Below are 18,345 nucleotides of genomic sequence, written 5' to 3'. Positions count from 1 at the left end.
ATAAAACCATACGCTTTCGTGGGCGGATTATCAAAGTCAAATTCAAAGATTCCTTTCTGTCTTTTCTAGGCTATTTTTTAGGCTCACTCTATCGATTTTGCCATTGGCATTGAGCGGGAGTGTTTCAAAGCGGGCAAACACTTGAGGTAGCATATATTTTGCCAATCTATCTTTGAGGTGTTGCAAAAATCTTGTTTTTGGGATTTCTGCTTGGTTTTCATAACAAAGCGTAATTTGAGAATCAACATAGAGGACGCAGTAGTTGGTGATACCCTCAAAATCCCTGAGTGCGATTTCGATTTCACCAAGTTCGATACGATAGCCATTGTGTTTGATCTGATGATCTTTCCTGCCGACTAGCACGATTTCGCCCCTTTGGTTGTAATAACCCAAATCATTGGTTTGATACACACGATCGGCATATTTTTGGTGCAAAGGGTTTTGGACAAAAGTCGCATTGGTTTTTTCCAAATCGTTGTAATAGCCTAGCGAAAGGCAACTCCCACGGATGATAATCTCGCCAATTTCTCCTTGTGTGCAGACATTAGAGTTTTTTTCATTGATGAGGAGCATTTGGGTGTTCCTGCAAGGCTTGCCAATGGGAATGGGATCGGTATCTTTGAGATGGTTTTCTACGATATAGTAGGCGCAAATATCTGTGATTTCGCTAGGTCCATAGAGATTCCCAAAAGTTGCTTGGGGATAAAATTTTTTCCAATAATTCAAGACTTTTGCACTCATCGCCTCCCCGCCAAAAAATATTTTATCGAGTTTTGCTTGCGTATTTTTTAGCAAATCATAATGAGAAATATTGCTTAAAATCGATGGGACCCAATAGATATAATTGATTCTTTTTTCTTCCAAAAATTTTAGGGCTTCTAGCGGGAAGATAAATGTTTCTTCAGGGATCAATACGAGTTTATTCCCGACGCTAAAAGTGGGGTAAATGTCAAACAATGATTTATCAAAATAAAATGGCGATTGATTCCCAATCACATCATTTACAGACGGGCAAATGCGAGGTTCGCCCAAAATCCATTCGATATAATCAATCACACTCCGATGGGATACTACCACCCCTTTTGGCACGCCTGTTGAACCCGATGTGTTGATGATATAAGCCGGATCGGTATCGATTCGGGAAGCAAAGTTTGTCTTGATTTCACTTGTTTTTTCTAAAAGATTTTCTACCAATAAAATCTTTTCTTTTGGAAAAATCCCCTCAAGCTTAGCCTTATGGGTGCTATCGGTGATGATATATTCAGGGATGATATTTTGTAAAATCGCTTGGAGTCTCTGCGATGGGCTTTTAATATCTAGAGGCATATACACATTCCCAGAAAGCAAAATCCCAGCAATGCTTATGAGTGCTTCAATACTTTTGGGTAAAAAGATAGCGATAGTTTGGGAGGGGATAGTCGGGAGAAGTGATGTCAAAACCTTAGCGGGGGGGGGGGGGCAGATTTAGCTAATGATGTTATGAGATGGGTAGATAAATACGTGCTTTTTGTGTAAAAATCTTTAAAACTCAAAGAATCATTGGCATCTTCAAAGCCGATTTTGTTTGGATAGGTTGTAACAGTGCGTATCAAATATTCGATAGCGTTTTTTGCTTTTTTGGGATTTTTCATCTTGTCTCCATTATTCCGTTATAGGGGTGGGGTTTTCTCTCAAGCTTTTTAGGGCGATCCGATCGATTTTGCCATTGGCATTCAGTGGCATATTTTGCACGCAAATGAGGGTTTGAGGATACATATATTTGGGGATTTTTTCTTTCAAATGGCTAAAAATTTCAGCCTTTGAAATTTCTTTTTTTGCTTCATAAAAAAGCTCAATGGCGGAATTTTTTTCATCATAAAGGACGCAAAGCTCATCAATGCCCTCAAAATCTGCCAATGCCTTTTCGATTTCACCAAGTTCGATACGATAGCCATTGTGTTTGATCTGATGATCTTTCCTGCCGACTAGCACGATTTCGCCCCTTTGGTTGAAATAACCCAAATCGCCTGTTTTGTAGATTTTTTCGGGATAGTGAGAATGCAGAGGGTTTTGGATAAAAGCCACATTGGTTTTTTCCAAATCGTTGTAATAGCCTAGCGAGAGACAGCCCCCACGCACACAGATTTCACCGATAGTCTCTGGCAGAATGATAGGGGATAGATTTTCATCCAACAGCATTACTTCAGCATTGCGACACGAAGTCCCAATCGGCAGGGTTTCATCATCTCTAAAATCACGATTGATGATATAAAATGTGCAATCAACGGTGATTTCGGTCGGCCCATAGAGATTGCCAAATGTTGCTTGGGGGTAAAATTTTTGCCAATAATTAAGGGTTCTAGTCGGCATAGTTTCTCCAGCAAACAAAATGGTCTTGAGGTTGGGGAGAAAAGAGGGGAGCAACTTGTTTTTGGCAATGTTTTTTAACACGCTAGGCACCCAAAATATGTAATTGATCTGTTTTGCGGTGAGATATTCGAGCAAGTCTGCAGGGAAGATAAACTTTTCTTCTGGGATAAGAACGAGTTTAGCTCCGGTGAAAAAACAAAGATAAATATCTAGCACGGAGTTATCAAAATAAAATGGCGATTGATTCCCAATCACATCATTTACAGACGGGCAAATGCGAGGTTCGCCCAAAATCCATTCGATATAATCAATCACACTCCGATGGGATACTACCACCCCTTTTGGCACGCCTGTTGAACCCGATGTATTGATGATATACGCCGGATCGGTATCGATTCGGGAAGCAAAGTTTGTCTTGATTGTCGTAGCTGGTTTTAAAAGATTTTCTACCAATAAAATCTTTTCTTTTGGAAAAATCCCCTCAAGCTTAGCTTTGTGGGTGCTATCGGTAATGATACATTCAGGGATGATATTTTGTAAAATCGCTTGGAGTCTCTGCGATGGGCTTTTAATATCTAGAGGCATATACACATTCCCAGAAAGCAAAATCCCAGCAATGCTTATAAGTGCTTCAATACTTTTGGGTAAAAAGATAGCGATAGTTTGGGAGGGGATAGTCGGGAGAAGTGATGTCAAAACCTTAGCGGGGGGGGGGGACCAATATTGGGATAGTGTATCTATCAAATGGGTGGATAAATACGTGCTTTTTGTGTAAAAATCCCTGAAACTAACTGCTTGGTGTTGGTCTTGTATCCCGATTTTATCTGGGGCGGATTGAAGCGTTTCTTGTAGGTATTCGATGAGATTGATTTTCATTTTTTGCCTATTAAATCTTATTTTTGGGGCGTAATTTAAGCCCATTATAACATAATCCTAGCAGTAGTTTTATCTACCCATCACGCTTCTGCCACCATCAAGGACGATATTTTGCCCATTGATATGGCTAGAAGCTTTTGAACACAAAAACGCTACCAATCCCGCCACATCCTCGCAACTTCCTTGTGCGATATGGGGTGTGTTCAAAGGGCTTTGATCTAAGTAAGCATTGGCTTTTGTGGGGATAGGTCCTAAGAGAATAGAATTTATCTTGACGTTGGGGGTTAATTCATCGCATAAACTCCTTGCCAAAGCATCTAGCCCTGCTTTGGCTGCTGCGTAGATACTACTACCTTTGTATCCCCGCAAGCTAGATATGCTCGAAATCAAAATAATATTTTTAAGCGCATTTTGATTGGATTTTTTTAAAAGCGTGGCGATAATCTCACAACAACTCAATAGATTGACATTGAAACTTACTAAGGCATTGGCATAATCAAAATGTTTCATCGCCCCAAAGCCAACATACCCCGCACAATGGATAAAGGTTTCTATCCCCCTTGTTTGCCTGCCCCCCCCCCATTCTACATTTTTAGCCTCTTTTGAAAGCACAAAAGCTTCCAAAGCCGGCTTGATACTTGCAATATCATTGAGATCAAGTGGTAATGCTTGATGGGGCAGATCACGAGGCAGTGAAAGTAAGATTTTTTCGAGCTTTTTTTCATCTCGAGCGCTCAAAAGGAGTGTATGGTCTTTGCCTAGAGTGTGTGCGATGGCTTTACCGATGTCTGAAGTCCCACCACTAAGGAGTGTGTAATTCATAGCGCAACCTTTTTTTCATAGATATAGGTTTTGTCGAGAAAGTCTCTTGCATAGGGGGCTTTGAGCATAAAATCACTATTTTTGTTTATCGCCTCGCAGATATGTGTGTAGGCAGTTTTTTCATCTACTATTTGGATTTGAGAATTTCCGATTTTTGTTTCTGTGGTTGCATTTTTTAGCAATCGGCTCATCCTATCATCGCCAAAAGGCTCAACATTGGCATATCGCACGGGCAAGATAAAGCTATCTTGATAGGTTTTGTCTCCTAAAATGATATTGCCCTCAAAGGATTTGTCATAGCGATAAGGGACTTCAAGCACCCTTTCAATGTAGTGAGAATATGTAAAACAATCATTCACTTTATTGCCAAAAAAGAGGAATTTGACGTCGTTTTTATGGTGCAGTTTGTCAAACAAACTCCCTTTCCCGCAGGAGTGGTGTGAGATTTCTAGCAAGCTATGGTCTTTGCCAATGAGCGCACAAGACATCAATGGGTCGATAGTCCGTTTGGCATTGGGGAGTTTTCTAAAATATTCGCTAAAAATTCCCATCGGCGATTTGGTCTTGCATAAGTCAAAATCTTCTTTGGCACAAAAGCTAAAACTAAAGGTCGGGACGATGAGATTGGGGATGCCTAGATTTGCAAAAACATCAACAATCTCTGCTAAAAGCTCTTTTTTGGCTATTTGCGGGTTGGGCGCGCCAAAGTTTAGCTCCGAATGGATGAAGAGATATTCGCATTCGTGCGCATTGATCTCAAGCAACGCTTCTAAGAAGCTTTGCTTGGTGATATGTTGGTGATGGTGTGTGAAGAGAATGAGATTTTTATTTTCCATTGGATTCCTTTTTGTCATTAAGTTTTACTCGGTTCAGTTTTTTATAAAAAACTGAACCTGAAGACCACTACAGCAGGCAAAGCCCGCTTTAGGCGTATGGTTATGCTCCTTAAAAGTCGCATAAAACCATCGCCGTGCGAGGCTAAAAAACATAAGCAGTTATGTTTTTTAACGCCTCTCCTTACGAAGTCCGCCCAGATGGGCGGGCGGGTGAAAATCCCCTTAACAACCCCTACCCCCTGACCCGCCCCCTTAGCAGATAGGGTGAAAGAGCGTAGATTGCTTTTTTGGGTAACAATTCCAGACCGCAAATCCTTAGAAAACGGGTTGATGACCTGCGAATGCAGGGAATAACTCGGGCGGGTGGGTCAAATAACTTTAGGAGCGAAAGCGGGCTTTGCCTGCTGTAGTGGTCTTCAGGTTTGCCAAAAAGGCAAACCGAGTAAAAAAATGTCTTTTGTCGTTGCTTGTGTGCTGTGAAAAATCGGAAATAAGGTTGTTGAAGTGCAACCGCCGATTTTTCGCAAGGAGACACAAGCAAACGACTTCCCCTCCCTTGATTGCCGAAAAGAAAAGCGGCGCTTATTCTTTTCGTGGGTTAAGGGAGGGGTTAGGGGTGGGATAATACCCCTTTTCTTTTGCGATAAGAAAGCTTTAAAGCACTAGAAAAGCCAGCAGGCGAAAGCCTCTATCATTTTTGCTCGATTCACTGCGTGAACCTGAAGACCACTTCGGGGAGTGAAACAAGGTTTGGGCGTATTGCTATGCTCCTTTTGTCGCACATTGCAATCGCCGTGTGAGCCTAAAAGAGATAAGCAGTTCTCTCTTTTTAAAACGGCTCTCCTCCTAAAGTAACCATCTTGTCAGCCAAGCTTTGCTTGTCATCAACCCGGTTTTATAGGTTAAAGCCCCCTTAGGCGCAAAATCCCCCATCGATGATGAGTTGCTGGCCCGTTACCCATCTGTTTTGGAGCAAAAACATCACGCCAGAAGCGATGTCTTCAGGTCTCCCCTCACCGAGGGGGTATTTTTTTAGCACATCTTGTTTTTGCTCTTCAGTGTAGATTTTTGTGGTTGTATCCGTGCCAAAAATTGTGCCGGGTAATATCGAATTGACCTGTATATCCGGGGCAACTTCCTTGCATAAAACTTTCATATAAGCATCTATTCCCCCTTTGGTGCAAGCATATAGTCCATCGCCACAAGCACCCTTGATAGCAGAAATGCTAGAAATAAAAATGATATTTTTGAGATATGGTTTTTGGGCTTTTTTAAGCAAAAATTTAACAATACTCATCGCTGAATATATATTGACATTCGCACACTCTAGCATTGATGGGTAATCAAAATGTTTGGCATAAGAGACATAATTGATACCTGCTGAATGAATGAAAGCAAATATTTTTAATTCATTGTTGATGGTTACCATCGTGTTTTCTACATTTTTTATATCACTCAAATCGCATTCAAAAATCTTGTGTTCATTGGGATTGGGAAATGTCTGCAACAATGCCCCCATTTTCCCAACATTACGCACGATAAAAGCGATTTGATAGGATTTTGCCAACGCTTTGGCAATTCCCAAACCAATGCCCGAACTCCCGCCGGTAAGCAAAACAACAGGTTTCATTTGCGTTTGCTCTCAATAAGGGCTATCAGATCGCCCACAGATTTTGCCCCCTTGATGTCTTGGGTGTAGAGATTGACACCATATTCCTTGTCCAAAAATGTGATAAGGGTGATGATACTTAGGCTATCCCAGTCTTCAAAATCGTCTAAAATATCGCTATCACAGAGGCTTTCAACCTCCAAAAGATCTTGTAATTTTTCATAAACTTTTTCCATATGTTCTCCTTTTAATTGAATTGGAATATTTCATTTTCGCCGATGACTTCAGCAGGATTGCCAAAAGCCAAAACATTATCCTTGAGGCGTCTAAAAACAATACTCCCTGCTGAAATCTTGTTGTTATTGCCTACTTTTGCTTTGGGTAATAATGTGATGCGAGTGCCTAAATAGTTGCCATCACCAAGCGAGCTAAAGCCCCCAAAGCCACTAAAAGAACCAATGACGTTGTAATTGCCAATCACGCTATCGTGTCCGATGGCACAACCTGAATTAATGAGATTAGCATTACCAAGTCTGGCATTGTAGGCGAGCGAACTAAAAGGTCCTATCACATTGGCTTCCCCAATATGATCGAGATGAGTAATAAACGCTTTGGGAGAAATCAGATTATAAAACTTCACCCCTCTAGCTTTAAGCAAATGATAAATCTTATATCTTGCTATTACATTCCCAATCGCAATCACAACATAATCATCTTGCTTAAAATCATAATCATCATAATGACCTAAAAATAAATGCTCTAACCCATAAGGATATAAATCATTACTCGTAGATAAAAATCCTTTAAAACCAATGTTTTTATCGATTGCCATTACATCGAGTAAATACTGGTAACACTCACTCCCAAATCCACCCGCACCGATGAAGAGTATGTTTTTCATATCGCCACTCCATTGATGAGATCAGAGGGATAAGAAGCTGGAATTGAGGGTTTGGGATTGCAAAAATAAGCAGGAGAATTTATAGGGGTGAGGCAGACAAAGACTTTATTTGCTATGCCCCCCCCCCATTCGTGAATCTAAAGGCAATATATTTGTCAAGGTGGTTGATTTTTTCTTGCATTTCTTGTTGTGAAGCAAATTCCAAAAACACAATACCGGCTTTATAAAGCCTCGTATCTGCGATTTCATCGCCCTTTTTGTGCCACATCAAGCTATCTATCAAATTTTCTTGGATCGCATTTTCAAAAACGATTGCTTCTAAAATACCCGTTTGCTTGCTCATCACGCATTGGCGTGCAAAAAACTTTCTATGATTTGGCTTAAGTGGCGTGATGGGCGCACCACTGATGGCTTCGATGACAAGCCTAGCATAATCGAGATTGCACGCTATTGAGACAAACTGCATATACAAATCCCCGCCCCCGCGCCTGCACGCCTCGATAATGATGGGCTGAAACTTTCCATTTCCAAGCGGTTTGATGATGGTTTGGGTATGGAATATCCCATCAGCAAGATGGAGTAGACAAGCGATTTTTTCGATGTCTTTGATGAGTTTTTGGATCATCTGAGGGGTGAAAAAGCTTGAAGTCGTCGTGCCTGATACCGCATAGGGGTTGTAGTGATATTGTTCGTTATCATAAAAATAAAATATAACTTTTTGATCTTTTAAAATCGTGCTAAAGCCGTGCTTGCTCCCGGTGATAAACTCTTCCACCACGATTCGTTTTGCCAAAGAAGCTTCAAATGCCTTTTGCACCACATCTTTTATCTGCTCATCATTAGCGTGGGGTTCTAGGGTGGAGATCCCTTTGCCCGCAGCATTATCGACGGGCTTGATGATGATTTTTTGATCCTTAAAATGCGCCTTGATCCCCGCACTTGCTGATTGCAAATCCTCAAAGCCGAGTGCAAAAGGCGTGTCGATTTGGTGTTGTTTGGCAAATTCTCTATAGCGATCTTTGTGATGAAGGATCTCAGCCGTGGCAAAGCTATCAAAATGCCCCACAGCCAGATGTTGGGCTATATACGCACAGGTGAGGGCTGAGACATCATCACACGAGGGGATAAGCAAGTCAATATCTAAGCTTTTGGCAAGTTTTAGCATTGCTTCTTTGTCGGCATAATCTTCCAAAGCAACTTCATCGGCGTGTAGATGACCGAGATCGCTCGGATTATTGCCACTGGTGATGACGTGATAGCCGAGCTTTTGGGCGGATTTGATGGTGGGAATGTCTGAAAACTTCCCTCCAGCAATCAGGAGTTTTTTCATTGGTATCCTTTGTGTTTTGGTTTGGGGACAAAAAACATCACGCTTTCATCGAGCGTTTCAGAGTAATGCCGAAAAAAGATGGTGTAATCATCACGGATTCCCAAAATCAACTCGGGGATTTTGTGAAAATCATCAAAGCGGTGATACACACAGATCGCCAAAGTCGGGTGATAGGAAGTGATGGTTTGTTTCATTCCCAATAATGCGTCCCTCTCTGCACCTTCAATATCCATTTTTATCATTGCCCCCCCCCCATTGAGCACTTTTTGCGAAATCTTCGATTCAGCGATGAGGGCGTCAATGGAGTCGATTGGGAGTGCTTGGGTGCCCTCTTTTGCATAATGGGTGATATGATTGGAAGTGTCTTGTTGCTTGGTTTGGTTTTTGTAAAAGAGGGTTTGCTTTTCTTTGCCTACACCGATAGCGAAAAAATCAATATTTTTATAGGCGTGCAGATATTCTTTGGCGAGATTGATATTTTTTTCACTGGGTTCAAAAATATAGATATGTTCATAATCAGGGGTGCGTTTGATAAACTCTAGTGAGGTCTCGCCTTGATAACCCCCGATGTCAAAAAATACTTTTGGATTAGGCAAAAAATCCTCAAAATACTGCTCGTGCATTCTAAAATCAAAATCTTGCAAAAAGTCCATATCTTGGGTCAGGCGAAAATTGATAATACTGCTAAATTCATTTTTGGATCTTTCATCGGCGAATCGTTCAAAAATATCTTGGTAGTTTTGGCGGTGCTGTTTGAAATCCTCTCTAAAATCGGCAAATGTCTTGCGGATAGGGTCTTGGGTCTCATCGGGGAATTGCACCTCAAGCAAGGGGAGGGCGCTGTGTTTTTGGAAACTAAAATAATCTAAGACATCGAGTTTTTCATTCAAGGCTTTGATGGTTTGGATTACGCTTTTGGTTTTGTTTGTCGTGGCTGCAACGATGACACTGCCACCACAGAGCGACTGGAGATGGTGGCGGGTGATGATTTTAATGCCCTCAAAGGAGGTTTCTTTTGTAAAATCATCTACAAATGCTTCAATGACTAGTCCTTGATTTTTGAGCGCATCAAAAATGCTTTTGGCATAGGCGTTTGTGCCGAGGATATAGCGCTTGGTGCTTGGTTGCAAAAATTTTTTGATAAATGCCAGTGTGGTTTGTTTTGGTTTTTTGTCTGTGATGATATTATTCAAAAGAAGCTCCTTGTTTGATTTTTTCTAAGACATTATCATGATTTGACCGCCCATCATCAAAGGATTCTTCGTTGCACGTAGCACAAGGCGACATTTTTTCAGAAAAGTCAAATAAATGTTGCCTAAATTTGGCAAGTTTTTTGGAGGCAAAAATCTCAAATAATGAATGCTCATTCAGATTGCCCAAGGGCTTATTTTTGGGATCATCAGGGAAAATATTGCAACATAAAAACACATTGCCTAAATAATCGATATTCATCTCCCTAAAAACCTTCGGACAAGGTTGCGTGCGTCCTTGGATACTCAATTCTTTAATCCCCCCCCCCCTGTCATTTCCAAAAGCCCCCCAGTTGGATGTATTGACCAACATCAATAGATTGCCAATCTGTAGGCTTGAGGTGATATTTTTATTTTCATTTATCTGCAATTCTGGGAGCGGGAGGGCTAGCCTGTGATAGAAACGCTCGATTTTGGTTTGGGATTTTTTATCGTTATAGACTTCATTTTTTAGTGTGTGTAAGGTGATATTGATAGAATCAAGCCCGGAATCTGCGAGCCTTTCTAAGGTGGGTTTATCAAGCAAATCGCCGTTGGAATTAAATCGCAAAAACACATCTGGGAGTTTGGATTTGATTTCTGCAATCCTCTTGAAGAGATGAATATCTGAAAGAGGCTCGTTGTAGAGATTGAGCGATATGGTCGAGGCGTAATGGATTTGGGCGAGTTCATCGATGATTTTTGAAAACAATCCATCGGTAATGCTAATTTCTTTGAAATGTTTAGGATTTTTGCTTTTTCTATCAAAAAAGCTTAGCGGGCAGTAACCGCAGGTCCGATTGCAGTAGGCATTGGTTTCAAGATTGATAATACAAACAAATTTTTTGAAGATATGTTGCTTGTCTTCTGGGCTGGGATTGTTATAGCCAAAAAGGGCGCTAAAATATTTATCATCTTTGTGAAATGTGTGGATAAATTTTTCAAAATAAAATCGCCCAGCGGTTTTGTTGAGCGGGATATTTTTGTCTCGTGAAAGCAACTCATAAGGGCGGGATATTTTCATAATATGATTCCTTTTATTAGGCGTTTTTCATCAAAGCCTAGTTGTAAAAATTCTTGATAGATTCTTGGTGTGCCTTGAACGGCGGAAATAAGGATGGGGCAATTGTCTTCGAGGAAGTCTTTGGGGGCCTTGATGGTTTTATTCATTAGTGTTTTGCCAATCATCTCGCTATTAGAATCGATGATTGCAACCGAGGGGATTTTTGAAAAAAAGATGGATTTTTTGAGTAGTATTTGGGTTTGGATGCCACTTCCCCAGATGCAGACTTTTTGGTAGTTTGATGGGGATTCTAGCACGGAATCAAGACCCATTTTTTGGAGGTATTTTTTGATGGTTTCTAGCTCTTCAGGGGAGTTGATAGCGATACGCATCCGCAAAAGTTCATCAAAAAATAGGACTTTTGCCCCGATATTTTGGATCAAGGCGTATAAAATAATGGCGGATTTGATAATGTCTTCTTGCACGCTTGCTTCGTTGAAATTGCAACTGATATGGAAGTTGCATTGCTGGAGGCTGTAGCTTTTTATCTGGCTTACAAAATCTTCTAGCTCCGCTTTGGAGTGATTGTTTGGCATTAAAATGTATTTGATGGTGATATTGCTGGGGTTATTTTTTGCATAGAGTGCAAGATTTTTAAAAACTTTTTGCAAACCATTCGCACCTCTGATCTGCTTGAAATTAGCCTCATTGCCTGCGTCAATGCTTGTGGTGATGGTGGCTTGGTTATTATCGATAAGATTTTGGAGAGTAGGGGAATGTTTGAGGGCGTTGGTGATAACCATTTGTTTGAAAGGGATTTGTGTGGCAACTTTTGTGATGATAGGATCAAAAGATTTTTCAATCGTGGGTTCGCCACCACCCCAAACAATGCTTTTGCAGGAGCTGAATGCGCCATTTTCGATACTTAAATCTATCAAGCCTGCCACATCATAAAGCGGGGCTTTCCCGCCATAGTATTTTTCACTGCAATACACACATCTCATATTGCAAATACTATGGTATTCAAACGAAATTCTTTCAAATTTTAGGCGATCAAGCTTTTCCCATTTTTTAAACTCCAGATGGGGGCAACCATTGCATTCAGAGGCATTGCCGGCATTGATACGGCTAAATAGCTTTTGTTTGGAGGTTAGGATTTGGTTATAAATGGCTTCTTTTGGGGTGTTGGGTGCGATTTTGTGCAAAATCACATCGCCTTTTTTGACCCCACCAACAAAAAACCGCTTGCAACACGCACGAATCTCATCGGGTGCTAAAAAAATCGAATGGTGCAAATCATAGCAACTCCAAGATTTTTCTAGGAGATCTTGCAGGGCGTTTTGGAATGTTTCTTTTTGATTATTTTTGAAGCTATTGACAAAGAGATTGAAAATTTTAAAATACTTTGTCTCAATAGGGAATTTTTGAGGGAATTTTTGCGATGGGATTTGTTGCTTATAGATGGCAACTTTTTTATAGAGGTATTCATAAAGTGCCATTTTGTCTTTGGCAAACGCGTTGATGTCTCTAATCTTGATGGCAAAAACCCCTACAATGCCTTTGACATAGGATTCTAAAAGTTCTTTTTTGTGGTAAATATCTTGATAAATCCTATCATAAGCATTGAAAAATCCATCGATATGTCGGGTGTCAATGGAATTGACAATGGAATGTTTGCGATTGGATTTGGTATAGAGTTTTTTCTCAATGACAAGCCTATGGTTTGCGTGATAATAGGCTTGAAACATAAAATACACATCTTCGTGAAAAAACTGCGTGAATAAAATATTATTTTGGAGTAAAAAATTTTTCCTAAATGCGGTAAAAATCGCTGAGCCATCCATTTGCAAGGAAATATAATCTTTTATCAGGGATAATCGAGGTTTTTTTAGGCTAAGCATATCTTTTCTCATATCTTCTCTCATATATTTGCCCCCCCCCCCAGCAGTATTTTGTGCATAATCAAAATCATAACTAATGAGGTCTGTGAGAGGATTTTCTTGGATTTGTTTTTGGACCTCTATGAATAGGTTGTTTTTGAGGCTATCATCAGAATCCAAAAAGATTATCCAATCTTTTGAAGCGTTTTTTATCCCAAGATTTCTAGCGATCCCGGGTCCAAGATTTTGCGGGTTGCTATAGAGATGGATTTTTTCGGGGTGATTTTGCTTGAGCTTTGTGGCAAGACGATAGCTTGTATCACTAGAGCCATCATCAACCAAGATGATTTCATAATCAAACTTTCCAAGCTGATTTAAAACGCTCTGAACGCTTTGGGGTAAAAAATCTTGTGCATTATAAAAAGGGATAATGACAGAAAAACTCATTTTTGCCCCCTTTTTCTCATTGGCACAGGGTCGATGGCTTCAAATTTTTGGCTTTGAGAAGACTTGGCGACAGCTTCGAGAAAGGCAAGCTCTTTTATCGCACTAGTGATCCCAAATACATAGTCTGAAGTCCATTTTTTTTCGTGATAAAACTGCTCTAAAGCATTGGCGATGTCGTTGTAATAATTGCCAAACGCTTCGATGAATCCGGCAGGATGACCGGCTTTGAAGCGGTTGTATCGGGGGAGTTTTGCGGTGTTGGTATCTAGGGGGGAGGCTCTGTCTTTGATGATTTTTTCACCATTTTGGGTGTTGATAAGGAGTTCTTCTGGATGGTTTTGTATCCAAGTTGCACTCATTTTTTGCCCATATACGCTGACTTTTAGCCCATTTCGGTGTCCGAGTGCGGATTTTGAATACCACATATTAACGATGAGATTTTCTTGGAAACAAGCCAATATATTCACATCATCGATGATATGGCTAAAATGCCCGTTGCTTTTTGAGGTCGCCACCACTTGGGTAGGGGATTGATGGGTCAAAAAACTGACAATATTTTGGCAATGAACACCCAAATCGAGCGAAATGATAGGTAACGTGCCATCTTGCATTCTCCATTTTTGTGGATGAGGTTTTTTGTCTTGCTCTAAGCGCAAAAAACCTTCTTGGGGCATTTCGATCTGGATATTGTGGATAATGCCAAAATCCCCTTTTGTAATCATCGCGCGGAGTTCTCGTAACATCGCATAACCGGTGTAGTTGTAAGTGATGGCTAAAAATCCTTGCGTTTGCTTGAGGATTTCTTGGATTTCTAACGCTTCTTGTAGGTCCATACAGAGTGTTTTTTCACAAATGACATTATGACCTAATTGGAGCGCTTTGGAGACAATTTGTTTGTGTGAGGGCGTGGGTGTGAGGATACAAACCGCATCGATTTTGTTTTTTTCCATTTCGAGCAAGGTTTGCCAATCTTGGTGCAGTCGGAGGTCGTTTTCACCCCAAAGCTCGGCGGTTTGTGCGTTGATGGATGGGTCTTTGCTGAAGCAAGCGCTTTTGAGTTTGAAGCGGTGATCCATTTGAGAGGCTATAAAATGCGTATAACCGATCGCTGAGTTTAGCCCCCCACCAATAAAGGCTAGTTCAAAAACTTTCTTACTCACGCGACATTCTTTGTGATGGGGGTGGCAATCAATGGGGATTGCACTGAATTTGTGGGGTAGAGAGATAAGAGATATGGAGGATAAAAATGCCACAAAGATGTGTGGCTAATCGTTAGCCTGCCCCCCCCCCCAGCACTTTCTTTGATGAGCATACAAATATCTTGGATTGTCTGGCAAGTCATAAGTTGGTTGATAGTGATAGAGGCGTGATAATATTTTTGTGCAAATGCGATCAGGGCGACCATACAAAGGCTATCCCATTCTTGAAAGTCATCTAATTTTGATTGGGGGGTTACATTTTCACTATCAAGAAGATCTTGGATTTTATCTAGCAGGGCTTGCATTTTGTTCCTTTAGGGTGATGATTTGGAGGTGAGGGATTTTTTCTAAATCCATCACAATACCTGCAAGTGTCAATCCCACACCAAAGCCCCCAAAGCAGACTTTTAGGGATTTTTCGGTGTTGGTAGCGAGATTGAAGCAAATAGTAAGGGGGATGGTGATCCCGCTCCCATTGCCAAAATTTTGCACGATATTGTTAGGCATTTTTTCACGAGGGACTTGCAGTTTGTCTGCGAGCTTTTCAAGCATAAATTTATTAGGCTGGTGGAAGAGAAAAAAATCAATGGCTTCTTTGGCGATTTTGCTCTCTTTGAGGAGAGAATCCACCATTATGGGGACATATTCTTGCACGAAGCTAAAGACTGAAGCCCCTTGCATTACAAGATTGTTGAGATTTCTGATATTGCCATCTTCATCTTCAAAATCTTTTGCTGTTTCATCGGTGCTAGGGAACTTGAATCCTCCAGCAGGGATATGGATAGCGAGGGCATTTTCTCCAAAGGTTTGGTTGAAACAAAAGATTTCACTTTTGATATGGGAGCGTTCCACGATGGTAATACTCCCGCCATCACCGACGAGCGGGTAGCTATTGCGGTCTTTTGGATTGACTTTATGGCTCAAGACATCGGTATTGGCGATGGCTACTTTTTGGATACGGGGGTTTTCTAGCATAAAAAATGCTTGAAAAAGCCCGTGGATAAAGCCCGCACAGCCTTGATTAAGATCGAAGCATAATATATCTTTTTTCAGCCCGACTTCCTGTTGGATAATCGTCGAGGTTTGTGGGACAAGATAATCAGGGGATTGCGTGATATAAATCAAAACATCAATCGTGTCTTTTTCTACGATATTTTGCGAAAAAAGATGTTGGAATCCTGCAATGATAAAATCAGATGCCAAAGTGTTTGGGGAGGCAATCCTATGCTTTTCATACCCCATCAGTTCTTTGAGGATTTTTGATTTTTTTGGCGGGAAATTGTAGTTATTGATTTCATCATCAAAAAAACTTTCATTTTCTGGCAGGATGGTGATGATGGAGGAGATTTTTTTTCCAAAAAAATTGAAATTCATCGCTTGCTTTCCTCTATGAGCGTTTGGATATCTGTGAGGGTGTTGAAATACCTCGGGGTGATTTTGCTCCCATCTATGGAAATGCCAAATGCTTTATCAAGTGCAGCGACGAGCGAAATGATGTCAAAAGAATCAAATATCCCATCATTGATAAATTCGATCTGTGGCTCTAGCTCAATATCAGGTCGCAACTCAGAAATGATTTGCTTGATTTTTTCTTCGATATTTTCAACTTTACTTTCGGTGGGGTGTGTCATTTATGCTCCTTGTTGGGAATGATGGAATGGCTGGAATGGCTGGATTTTCGCCGATGATTTCAGCAGGGTTGCCAAGGGCGATGGTGTTTGCTTTGAGTTTTTTGCTTACTACGGAGTTTGCCGATATGGTGCAGTTGTCTGCGATGATGGTTTTGGGAGTGAGCGTGGCTTTGTGGGCTAAAAAATTGCAATCCCCAATGCTTGCACCCCCGCCAAATGAGGCATAGGAGCTGATAAAATTATAATTTCCCACTTGGCAGTCGTGTCCAACGAGGGCATAAGGACCGATGATGTTTGCATTGCCGATAATGGTATTTAACCCTAGCGAACTAAAAGGTCCTATCACATTGGCTTCCCCAATATGATCGAGATGAGTAATAAACGCTTTGGGAGAAATCAGATTATAAAACTTCACCCCTCTAGCTTTAAGCAAATGATAAATCTTATATCTTGCTATTACATTCCCAATCGCAATCACAACATAATCATCTTGCTTAAAATCATAATCATCATAATGACCTAAAAATAAATGCTCTAACCCATAAGGATATAAATCATTACTCGTAGATAAAAATCCTTTAAAACCAATGTTTTTATCGATTGCCATTACATCGAGTAAATACTGGTAACACTCACTCCCAAATCCACCCGCACCGATGAAGAGTATGTTTTTCATATGGCAAGCCTAAGGTCGATAGGGTGTGTGAAGTGTGAGGCAAGAGAGGGATTGAGGCAGGGGCTATCTAATGCCCCCCCCCCCATTGAATTATTAGCGATTAGTTGCAAAGAGACATAGATTTTATTTTGGTTTTCATCGATAAAATAAGCATTATGATAAGGCGGGTGGCTCAAGGCTTTGAGATAATCAATCGCTTGTGCGAATGTGAGCGTTTTAGTAAGGTCAATTTTACAAAGATTTTCAAAATCTTTTTTGGAGTTATAGTTGCCTTTGGCGGGGGTTTTTGTGCTGAAATTTTTCTCTAGTATGTTGGGGAGATTTTTTTCCAACAGAGCGATTTCGCCTTCTTGGATCTTTTGATACAAACTCAAGGATGTATCGCTGGTTTGCGGGATGATTTGGATCTGATCGATGATATTGCCATTATCGATTTGATGATCCATAATATGGAGTGTTGCGCCTGTGGGTAGTTTGTTGATCAGAGAAAAAATATGCGGGAAAATGCCTTTATTGTAGGGATTGAAACCGGGGTGGAGATTGATACATTGCACATTTTTTACAAGCATTTCAGGGAAAATTTGCCTGCTATGGAGAGAAAATCCCAAATCAAAATCAAGCAAATCTTCATAAGAATTTTTGAGTTCTTTTGCATAAATAGAGGGGAAATTTTCGAGAATAGCACTTGATTTGGGCGAGCAAAAATATTTGACATCTAAATCATAGCGATCAAAAATCTTTGTGGCATTTTGGAGGATAAAAAGATTATCACTAAAAACAAATAGTTTTATTTTGTGTGTTGGCGATGGGTTTTTGGATCTTGGAGAAAAGTGCGCAGTTTTCATCAGGCGACTTTCTCCAAAAAACCAACATCGCAAACCGGGGCAATTTGCGTGAGGCTATCAAAGGGTTTTGTTAAGCCCCCCCCCCCATCTACAGGCGCTTTTTCGGAGTTTGTGAAAGTTGTTTGGAAAGCTTTTTTTAGCTCTAAAAGTTCCTTGCTCCGTTCAGCGATTCTTCTGGCTGGAATACCAAAGTATATTCCCCACGGGCGGGTTTTTCGATTTACTAGGCTCATCGCCCCCACGCTCACGCCTGTAGCAAGACCTCCTCCGGGCAAGATGACTGAATTGCAACCTAAAAGCGAATGTTGTGCTAAAACAATGGGTTTGGAGGTGATTTGGCGGTATTGCATAGGCACACAAGGTCCTACCAAAGCCTCGCCAGTAAAATCATCGCTTGAGCCCAAAATCTTGCACTGGATACTCACACAAGAAAAATCCTCCAAAATAATACCCGCTTCCTTGCTCATTAACACACTGCCTGTGCTGATATGGACAAAATTGCCAATATTGATATGCCCCGATAAGATCACAAAATCATCAATACGCACATTGCTTGCTATGGAAATATTTTTAGCATCATAAATGCTGGCTTTTTTGCTCAAGAGGACATTTTTTCCTAGGGATTTTAAGCCTAGATTTTGGAGTTCTTCTTGGGTATAAAAACTATTGCGTGCCAAAGACAATGCCTTATTTTTGGATTGGAATTAGAGCA

The 18,345-nt window shown here is 40.7% G+C and carries 19 protein-coding genes; all 19 read right to left on the bottom strand.

Annotated elements, in window-relative coordinates; genetic code table 11:
* Nucleotides 1–42 precede the first annotated feature (42 nt).
* Nucleotides 43–1,437, bottom strand: a complete 1,395-nt coding sequence (locus BJI48_RS01005) for an amino acid adenylation domain-containing protein (protein WP_180763002.1) — start codon at nucleotides 1,435–1,437, stop codon at nucleotides 43–45.
* A complete protein-coding gene (locus BJI48_RS01000; protein WP_095330912.1) occupies nucleotides 1,434–1,631 on the bottom strand; it encodes a hypothetical protein in 198 nt (65 codons plus the stop codon). The genes BJI48_RS01005 and BJI48_RS01000 overlap by 4 nt, the downstream gene beginning before the upstream one ends.
* A gap of 10 nt (nucleotides 1,632–1,641) precedes the next feature.
* Nucleotides 1,642–3,225: an amino acid adenylation domain-containing protein gene (locus BJI48_RS00995; RefSeq protein WP_180763001.1), complete on the bottom strand. Its 1,584-nt coding sequence runs from the start codon at nucleotides 3,223–3,225 to the stop codon at nucleotides 1,642–1,644.
* A gap of 69 nt (nucleotides 3,226–3,294) precedes the next feature.
* Complete coding sequence (locus tag BJI48_RS00990; RefSeq protein WP_095330908.1) at nucleotides 3,295–4,047, bottom strand: SDR family oxidoreductase; 753 nt, start codon at nucleotides 4,045–4,047, stop codon at nucleotides 3,295–3,297.
* Entirely contained in the window at nucleotides 4,044–4,883 is an 840-nt protein-coding gene (locus BJI48_RS00985) for an AAC(3) family N-acetyltransferase (RefSeq protein ID WP_180763000.1), read from the bottom strand. Before BJI48_RS00985 ends, BJI48_RS00990 begins: the two co-directional genes overlap by 4 nt.
* A gap of 913 nt (nucleotides 4,884–5,796) precedes the next feature.
* Nucleotides 5,797–6,513 carry an SDR family oxidoreductase gene (locus BJI48_RS00980; RefSeq protein ID WP_095330904.1) on the bottom strand — a complete coding sequence of 239 codons (717 nt, stop codon included), beginning with the start codon at nucleotides 6,511–6,513 and terminating at the stop codon, nucleotides 5,797–5,799.
* Nucleotides 6,510–6,728 carry an acyl carrier protein gene (locus BJI48_RS00975; RefSeq protein ID WP_095330902.1) on the bottom strand — a complete coding sequence of 73 codons (219 nt, stop codon included), beginning with the start codon at nucleotides 6,726–6,728 and terminating at the stop codon, nucleotides 6,510–6,512. Before BJI48_RS00975 ends, BJI48_RS00980 begins: the two co-directional genes overlap by 4 nt.
* 11 nt (nucleotides 6,729–6,739) lie before the next feature.
* Complete coding sequence (locus BJI48_RS00970; protein ID WP_095330899.1) at nucleotides 6,740–7,393, bottom strand: hypothetical protein; 654 nt, start codon at nucleotides 7,391–7,393, stop codon at nucleotides 6,740–6,742.
* Nucleotides 7,394–7,505: 112 nt separating this feature from the next.
* The gene (locus tag BJI48_RS00965) at nucleotides 7,506–8,723 is read right to left on the bottom strand and encodes an ATP-grasp domain-containing protein (protein ID WP_095330897.1); all 1,218 of its coding nucleotides are present in this window, start codon (nucleotides 8,721–8,723) and stop codon (nucleotides 7,506–7,508) included.
* Nucleotides 8,720–9,916, bottom strand: a complete 1,197-nt coding sequence (locus tag BJI48_RS00960) for an FkbM family methyltransferase (protein WP_095330895.1) — start codon at nucleotides 9,914–9,916, stop codon at nucleotides 8,720–8,722. Before BJI48_RS00960 ends, BJI48_RS00965 begins: the two co-directional genes overlap by 4 nt.
* Nucleotides 9,909–10,976: a radical SAM protein gene (locus BJI48_RS00955; protein WP_095330893.1), complete on the bottom strand. Its 1,068-nt coding sequence runs from the start codon at nucleotides 10,974–10,976 to the stop codon at nucleotides 9,909–9,911. The genes BJI48_RS00960 and BJI48_RS00955 overlap by 8 nt, the downstream gene beginning before the upstream one ends.
* Nucleotides 10,973–13,282 carry a glycosyltransferase gene (locus tag BJI48_RS00950; protein ID WP_095330891.1) on the bottom strand — a complete coding sequence of 770 codons (2,310 nt, stop codon included), beginning with the start codon at nucleotides 13,280–13,282 and terminating at the stop codon, nucleotides 10,973–10,975. Before BJI48_RS00950 ends, BJI48_RS00955 begins: the two co-directional genes overlap by 4 nt.
* Complete coding sequence (locus tag BJI48_RS00945) at nucleotides 13,279–14,442, bottom strand: Gfo/Idh/MocA family oxidoreductase (RefSeq protein WP_180762999.1); 1,164 nt, start codon at nucleotides 14,440–14,442, stop codon at nucleotides 13,279–13,281. Before BJI48_RS00945 ends, BJI48_RS00950 begins: the two co-directional genes overlap by 4 nt.
* Nucleotides 14,439–14,786 carry an acyl carrier protein gene (locus BJI48_RS09305; RefSeq protein WP_143428744.1) on the bottom strand — a complete coding sequence of 116 codons (348 nt, stop codon included), beginning with the start codon at nucleotides 14,784–14,786 and terminating at the stop codon, nucleotides 14,439–14,441. Before BJI48_RS09305 ends, BJI48_RS00945 begins: the two co-directional genes overlap by 4 nt.
* Complete coding sequence (locus BJI48_RS00940) at nucleotides 14,767–15,855, bottom strand: ketoacyl-ACP synthase III (protein WP_095330887.1); 1,089 nt, start codon at nucleotides 15,853–15,855, stop codon at nucleotides 14,767–14,769. The genes BJI48_RS09305 and BJI48_RS00940 overlap by 20 nt, the downstream gene beginning before the upstream one ends.
* Nucleotides 15,852–16,112, bottom strand: a complete 261-nt coding sequence (locus BJI48_RS00935; protein WP_095330885.1) for an acyl carrier protein — start codon at nucleotides 16,110–16,112, stop codon at nucleotides 15,852–15,854. The genes BJI48_RS00940 and BJI48_RS00935 overlap by 4 nt, the downstream gene beginning before the upstream one ends.
* On the bottom strand, nucleotides 16,090–16,788 hold the full coding sequence (locus tag BJI48_RS00930) for an acetyltransferase (protein WP_095330883.1): 699 nt from the start codon (nucleotides 16,786–16,788) through the stop codon (nucleotides 16,090–16,092). Before BJI48_RS00930 ends, BJI48_RS00935 begins: the two co-directional genes overlap by 23 nt.
* Nucleotides 16,785–17,633 carry a dTDP-4-amino-4,6-dideoxyglucose formyltransferase gene (locus tag BJI48_RS00925; protein WP_095330881.1) on the bottom strand — a complete coding sequence of 283 codons (849 nt, stop codon included), beginning with the start codon at nucleotides 17,631–17,633 and terminating at the stop codon, nucleotides 16,785–16,787. Before BJI48_RS00925 ends, BJI48_RS00930 begins: the two co-directional genes overlap by 4 nt.
* Nucleotides 17,633–18,310: an acyltransferase gene (locus BJI48_RS00920; protein WP_180762998.1), complete on the bottom strand. Its 678-nt coding sequence runs from the start codon at nucleotides 18,308–18,310 to the stop codon at nucleotides 17,633–17,635. The genes BJI48_RS00925 and BJI48_RS00920 overlap by 1 nt, the downstream gene beginning before the upstream one ends.
* Nucleotides 18,311–18,345 lie beyond the last annotated feature (35 nt).

This window comes from Helicobacter sp. 11S02596-1 (genome assembly GCF_002272825.1).
Taxonomy (GTDB): domain Bacteria; phylum Campylobacterota; class Campylobacteria; order Campylobacterales; family Helicobacteraceae; genus Helicobacter_J.
This window is presented reverse-complemented; position numbering and strand designations above follow the sequence as displayed.

What these genes read in the sequence shown, in the direction of transcription:
- BJI48_RS00980 (WP_095330904.1), bottom strand. Translation starts at nt 6,513, where the DNA reads ATGAAACCTGTTGTTTTGCTTACCGGCGGGAGTTCGGGCATTGGTTTG.
- BJI48_RS00975 (WP_095330902.1), bottom strand. Translation starts at nt 6,728, where the DNA reads ATGGAAAAAGTTTATGAAAAATTACAAGATCTTTTGGAGGTTGAAAGC.
- BJI48_RS00985 (WP_180763000.1), bottom strand. Translation starts at nt 4,883, where the DNA reads ATGGAAAATAAAAATCTCATTCTCTTCACACACCATCACCAACATATC.
- BJI48_RS00995 (WP_180763001.1), bottom strand. Translation starts at nt 3,225, where the DNA reads ATGAAAATCAATCTCATCGAATACCTACAAGAAACGCTTCAATCCGCC.
- BJI48_RS00965 (WP_095330897.1), bottom strand. Translation starts at nt 8,723, where the DNA reads ATGAAAAAACTCCTGATTGCTGGAGGGAAGTTTTCAGACATTCCCACC.
- BJI48_RS00925 (WP_095330881.1), bottom strand. Translation starts at nt 17,633, where the DNA reads ATGAAAACTGCGCACTTTTCTCCAAGATCCAAAAACCCATCGCCAACA.
- BJI48_RS01000 (WP_095330912.1), bottom strand. Translation starts at nt 1,631, where the DNA reads ATGAAAAATCCCAAAAAAGCAAAAAACGCTATCGAATATTTGATACGC.
- BJI48_RS09305 (WP_143428744.1), bottom strand. Translation starts at nt 14,786, where the DNA reads ATGCAAGCCCTGCTAGATAAAATCCAAGATCTTCTTGATAGTGAAAAT.
- BJI48_RS00930 (WP_095330883.1), bottom strand. Translation starts at nt 16,788, where the DNA reads ATGAAAAACATACTCTTCATCGGTGCGGGTGGATTTGGGAGTGAGTGT.
- BJI48_RS00950 (WP_095330891.1), bottom strand. Translation starts at nt 13,282, where the DNA reads ATGAGTTTTTCTGTCATTATCCCTTTTTATAATGCACAAGATTTTTTA.
- BJI48_RS00990 (WP_095330908.1), bottom strand. Translation starts at nt 4,047, where the DNA reads ATGAATTACACACTCCTTAGTGGTGGGACTTCAGACATCGGTAAAGCC.
- BJI48_RS00940 (WP_095330887.1), bottom strand. Translation starts at nt 15,855, where the DNA reads ATGAATTTCAATTTTTTTGGAAAAAAAATCTCCTCCATCATCACCATC.
- BJI48_RS00955 (WP_095330893.1), bottom strand. Translation starts at nt 10,976, where the DNA reads ATGAAAATATCCCGCCCTTATGAGTTGCTTTCACGAGACAAAAATATC.
- BJI48_RS00970 (WP_095330899.1), bottom strand. Translation starts at nt 7,393, where the DNA reads ATGAAAAACATACTCTTCATCGGTGCGGGTGGATTTGGGAGTGAGTGT.
- BJI48_RS00935 (WP_095330885.1), bottom strand. Translation starts at nt 16,112, where the DNA reads ATGACACACCCCACCGAAAGTAAAGTTGAAAATATCGAAGAAAAAATC.